This is a genomic window from Corallococcus sp. CA041A (assembly GCF_003612075.1).
Classification (GTDB): domain Bacteria; phylum Myxococcota; class Myxococcia; order Myxococcales; family Myxococcaceae; genus Corallococcus; species Corallococcus exiguus.
Genome location: NZ_RAWF01000395.1, coordinates 1 through 5,706, shown reverse-complemented (window position 1 = coordinate 5,706; position 5,706 = coordinate 1). Strand labels below are relative to the sequence as shown.

Annotated in this window: 1 protein-coding gene; it reads right to left on the bottom strand. The window is 70.3% G+C overall.

What is annotated here, in order from left to right:
* Positions 1 to 122: 122 nt before the first annotated feature.
* Positions 123 to 5,706 (bottom strand): Ig-like domain-containing alpha-2-macroglobulin family protein (locus D7V77_RS39515; protein ID WP_120581375.1); only part of this gene is annotated, 5,584 nt, incomplete at its 5' end.

Genomic DNA, 5,706 nt, shown 5'->3' with positions numbered 1-5,706 from the left:
AGCAGCCCTGTCAGGAGGCGCCGCTGCCCGGCAGTTAGCCGCACGCCCTGCTGGGGCCTCTTCCGGCGCACGCTGCTCATTACCAACGCAGCGTACCCCTGAACGGAATTACTCCGGTTGGCTTAGAGCAGGTCGTCCTTCCAGGGACCCAACACCTGCACCGTGCCCGCGGCATCCCGGGCCCAGAGCGAGGAGTCGTACATCGCCTCCGCCTCCGCGGACGGCAGGGTGAAGCTGCCCGCGGTCACCGCGCGCACCGCGTAGACGAGCTTCTTCGTCTCATGGGCCTGCAGCGCGCCGAACGCCTCCATGCGGTCATCGCGCACGTTCACGTAGTCGGCGGCCCAGAGCGAATCCGCGTCCACCCAGTCCACGCTGCCGCCGCGCCCCAGGCGGGCGTTTTCGATCTCCCAGCCCGCCGGCAGCCGGTCCACCAGCGCGATGTTCTGCACGCGCTCGCCCCGGGTGTTGGTCACCTCCAGCTCCACGTAGATGAGGTCCGCCAGCTTCACCGGCTGCGCCTTCATGTCCAGCGCGGTGCCGTCCAGCGAGCGCCAGGTACGCTTGAGCGCCAGCCCCTCTCCCCCCACCTTCACCTCGGGCGTGGTGCGCACGCCCTCGCTGTTGAGGATGAGGTACACGCTGCCGCTGCCCTTCTCCTTCAGGTCCAGCGACACGCTGGCGCGCTCACTGGCGCGAGCCAGGGACCACGTGCGATCCGACACGCGCGAGTCCTTCTCCGCGACGGGCGTCACCGTCTTGCCCGCCACCGTGAGCGTGGGCGGCGAGAAGCTGGTCGCGGTGCCCTGCAGCCGCTTGCCCAGGCCGGTGATGCCCCAGACCAGCTCCTGCGTGGAGTAGTACGCCGACGTGCGGGACGACAGCGCCGTCGCCACCATGCGCGCCAGGGGCTCCCCTTCCGGCGCGTCGCCGAAGAGGTCCTGGAAGGTGCTGAGCATCATCCCGCGACGGCGCCGGTCCGAGTAGAACGACCAGTTGTTGCGACGGTCATCGGTGACGGTGGACACGTCCGGGTTGCGCAGCTCCTTCTCGTAGCGGCGGTCGCCGGACAGCCACAGCGCGGCCTTGAGCAGGTACAGGTCCTCCTGCTCTTCGCCGCCGAGCGCGGCCTTCTTCGCCGCCGTCTCCAGCGCGCTCACCATCGCCTGCGCCCGCGCCTTGCGCCCCTTGCCCGCCACCGCGAGCACGTAGTGCATGTACGCCTCCGAGTGCTGGCCGTAGTGGTCGTCCTGCCCCACGCGGCCCTCCTTCCGGGTCAGTTCGTCACCCATCCACGCGAGCGCGCTGTCCACTCGGTCGTCCGGCACCGGGTACTTCAGCTTGCGCGCGTCCAGCAGCATGTGCGTCGCGTAGGCCGTGCCCCAGGCCATCGGCTCCGTCTGGCCCGGCCAGTACGCGAAGCCACCCGAGGCCGTCTGCATGGACAGCACCCGGTTGATGCCCGACTGGACCATGTCCTCCACCTTCGCCGTGGAGACCAGCGTCGGATCCACACGCTCCACCAGCTGGCTCACGAACAGCAGCGGGCGGGTGGAGGACGTCGTCTGCTCGATGCAGCCGTACGGGTAGCGCACGAGATACGAGAGGTGCTGGAGCGACTTCGCGTACGGATTGTTCGTCACCCAGACGTTGGTGCGCTCCGTGGTGGGCACCCAGCCAGCGAGCAGCGCCTTCAGGTCCGTGGTGCCCTCCGCGAGCTCCACCTGCTGGATCTTGCGCTCACGGGGACCGGCGGGAGACAGCGGCACGTCCAGCTGCTCGCGTGACGTGTAGCCACCGCCCTCTACCGTCACCACCAGCCGCGCCGCGCCCACCGACTGCACAGCGCGGCCCTGGAACACGAAGGTGCGGGACTTGCCGTCCTCCAGCTTCGCGCGGCCCTCGCTCTTGCCCTTGAGCTCCAGCGGCGAGCCCACGCCCTCCGGCATCGCGAGCCCCGGCACCGCCAGCGCCTCCGCGGACAGCGACACCTTCACGTCCTGCGCCTTGCCGGACAGGTTGGTGACGAAGACGGGGATTTGGATCTCGTCGTTCTGGGTGAGGAAGCGCGGCAGCGTCGTCTGGAGCACCAGCGGGTCGCGCACCAGCACCTGCGCGCTGGCCCGGCCGATCCGCTTGGCCCCCGCCGTCACCACCATCACGCGCACCGCGCCCCGGTACTGCGGCAGCTTGAAGGGCACCTTCAGCTTGCCGTTGGCGGGAACCTCCACGACGCCGCTCCACAGGGCCACGGGCTTCACCGGCTGTACGCGGCCTTCCGCGCCACCCTCGTCACCACCGGTGGAGCTGGAGTTGCCGCCCGGCGGAACCAGGAGCGCCCAGCCCACCGTCTCGTAGGTCTGGATGCCCAGCGCGCGCCGCGTGAAGATCTCCTTCAGCGGATCCGGGCTCTGGAAACGCGTGAGGGACAGGATGCCCTCGTCCACCACCGCCACGGTGGCGAAGGTGGGGCCCTCCACGCCTTCCACCGAGACGTCCACGGTGAGCGTGTCGTTGCTGCGGACCTCCTTGGGCACCGTCAGCGCGACGGCCTGGGTGAAGTCCACCGGCTCCAGCGCGATGCTGCCCACGCCGAAGGCGCGGTCGGGCATGAACGCCTGGGCGGATTCCAGGTGCGGGTCCTTCACCAGGAACGCGCTCACGTACACGTTGGGCGCGTACTCGGACGGCGTGAACGACCAGGACACCTCGCCGGGCTCCACCTGCTTCCACGCGGTGGTGAGCACGCGGTCGGTCTCCACCGTGAAGAGCACGCGGCCCCGGTAGGGCGCCTTCATCTTCACGGTGAGGGCCTCGCCCACCCTGCCCTTGGCGGGCAGCGAGATATCCAGCGCCGTGGGCTTCAGGGGACGCGGCGTCTGGTCCACGCGCGAGCCCTCGCCCCACCAGTAGTAGCGGCCCTCGCCCTCGATGGCGAGGTCCGTCTGGGTGTTGCCCGCGCGAGCGCGCACGAGGTAGCCCGCGCCGTCGCGGCCCGGCAGCACCGTGGCGGTGAAGCGGCCGTTCTCCACCTTCACCGTCGTCTCGCCCTCACGCTGCGGGCGCAGGTAGCGCTGGTAGCGCTCGTAGCCGGATTCCTCGTCGTAGTAGTAGCCGTAGTTCTCCTCGAGCAACTGGTACTCCAGCTGCACCGTCTTCGGCGCCTTGCCGTCGGTGAAGGGCTGGCCGTTCCAGTCCACCACCACGCCGGTCAGCGTGAAGGGCGTGGCCGCCTTCACCTTCTGCGTGTTGGCCTGCAGGCCCAGGTAGTACGCCTCCGGGTGCACCGGCACGGTGGCCTCACCGATGGTGGAGCGGCCGCTGCCGGACTCGAAGACACTTGCCACCGCGGACAGCCGCGCCGCGCCCTTCATGGGGCCGGAGGCCGCCTGGGCCGGGCAGTTGAGAAGCGCATGCCCCTTGGCGTCGAGCGTGCCCTTCACCTGGCCCAGCGTCACGGGCCGGGGCAGGTTGCCGTCCTGGCGCCAGACGCCGTAGGTGTACTGGGCGTTCTGCTTGGGCTTGAAGGCCACGGACTCCAGCCGGCACGTCATCTCCACCGGGCTGCCCTCCGCGGAGCCGCCGAAGAGATACGCGGCCTCCACGCCCACCGGAATCTCCGTGCCCTGCACGTAGCCCGGCGCGGTGGTGCTGGCCGTCACCTTCATGCGCTCCGGGACGAACTCCTCCACGTTCACCGCGTAGGAGGCCAGGTCGCGGTCCGCCACCTTGAGGCGCACCCAGTAGTGGCCCGTGTCCTGGAACGCCGCGAACGCCTGGTCGAAGGCCACGAGCCCCGCCGCGTTCGTCTTCAGCGTCACCTTGCGGATTTCACGCTCGCGAGGGTCGATGACGCGGACCTCCACCGGCATGCCCACGGGCGGCGCCAGGTTGTCCTGGCCGCGCAGCACGGCGGCCACGTGCGCGGTGTCACCGGGGCGGTACACGCCGCGGTCGGACCAGATGGAAGCGCGGTACGGCTGCTCGGCGCGGTACGGCTCGCCCTGCACGTCCGAGTTGGCGATCTCCGTCTTCAGCTCGTCGTACTTGAGGTACGTCAGCTCGTCGCCCTTGCGCGCCACCAGCGCGAACGGGGCGCTGTCATCCACGCCGGGCGCGGGGACCTTCAGCTGGCAGCCCGCCTCGCCCTGCGTGGTGCAGCGGGCCACGGTCTGCCCGCTCTTCTTCACCAGCGACACCTCCACGCCGGCCAGGGGCTCCGTGCTCTCCAGGCCCAGGGCCCAGACCCACACCTCGCCGGAGTCCTTGGAGCCCACGGCGGGACCGCCGCGCTTGGCCACGAGGCTCAGGTCGGTGAGCAGGATGCGGGCGGCGGCCTTGTAGTCACCGCGCTCGGCGACGATCTCCACCAGGCCGCGCGTGTTCGCGGGCACCAGCGACGCCACGTCGATGTACGTGGTCAGCAGCGCGTCCGGCGTGGACTTGAGCGGCACCGCCTTGCGCACCAGCACGTTGCTCGTCCGCTCGTCAGCGCTCTCCGAGTAGTCGCTGCCCATCCAGAAGACGAGGTTCTCCGGCGGGATGTTGCGCACCGTGAGCGTCACCTCTTCCAGGTTGAGGTGCTGCAGGGGCAGGTTGCGCCACGCGCTGCGCGGCAGGTAGCGGCCGTTGGCGTTGAAGCGCACCTGGGACTGACGCGCGGGCACGGAGAAGCCGCGCGACCAGGCACCCATGAGCGTGCCGCCGCCCACGGAGAGCGTTCCCTCCGCGATGGAGAGCGTGTGCGGGCCGCGCTTGAAGTCACCGAAGATGCGGAAGCCGCGCCGCGACGGGGCCACGGTGAACTTCACCTTCGGCTTGAAGCGGATGGCGTCCTGGGCCACCGCGTCGCTCAGCGAGCAGCCCTTGTTGTCGTCGTTGTAGTAGTACGAGTCCCACTGCTCGTCGGTGGGGCTCGCCGGGGCGTCCGCCGCCACGTCGCGGCAGCTCACCTCGTAGAAGTGGCCGTTGGAGCCCTCCTGGAGGCTCACGTAGGTGATGTCCAGGCGCTTGCCGCCGTTCAGCAGGAGGGTGCCCGTGGCCGCGGGCGCCTGCACGGTGGAGACGCCCCCCGCCGCCGTCAGCCCCTCGCGCAGCGCGAACTGCACCGTCGCGCCGGGCTTGAGCTTCGGGTGGGTGAGCGCCACGGACAGCGAGTTGCGCGTGTCCGCGCGGGTGCTCCACTTCACGTCGCTGATGACGGCGTCACCCACGCGGAAGCTGGTGCGGGAGCGCACGGCGGCCAGGTCCACCGGGCCGGAGAAGTCCACGTTCGCCTCCACGCGGTTCTTCAGCAGGTCCATGCGCGTGGGGTAGATCTGGGCGAACTTGAAGGCGTAGGTCGTGAAGTTGTAGCGCCACTCGCGCGCGGACGAAGGCTTGATGATGCCCGCGTCGGTGTTCACCGCGTCCACGGACACCGTGTACGTCGTGCCGGCGGCGAAGCCCGTGGACGGAGTGAAGAGCAGCGACGAGGGGCCCGTCCACCGCAGGCTGCCCCCGACCTCCGGAGACACCGTGACGATGCTGCCGTCGACGCTCTCGTAGCGCGGGCGCACCGGCAGCGCGAACTCGATGACCACGCCCGTGGGCACGGCGTTCTCACTGGCCAGTTCGTGGATGACGGGCGTGAGCTTCGCGGCCTGCACCGGAGCGGGGGTGGACGGGGACGTCGCGCTGGCGGCGGGCGCCTCGGTGGACGCGGGG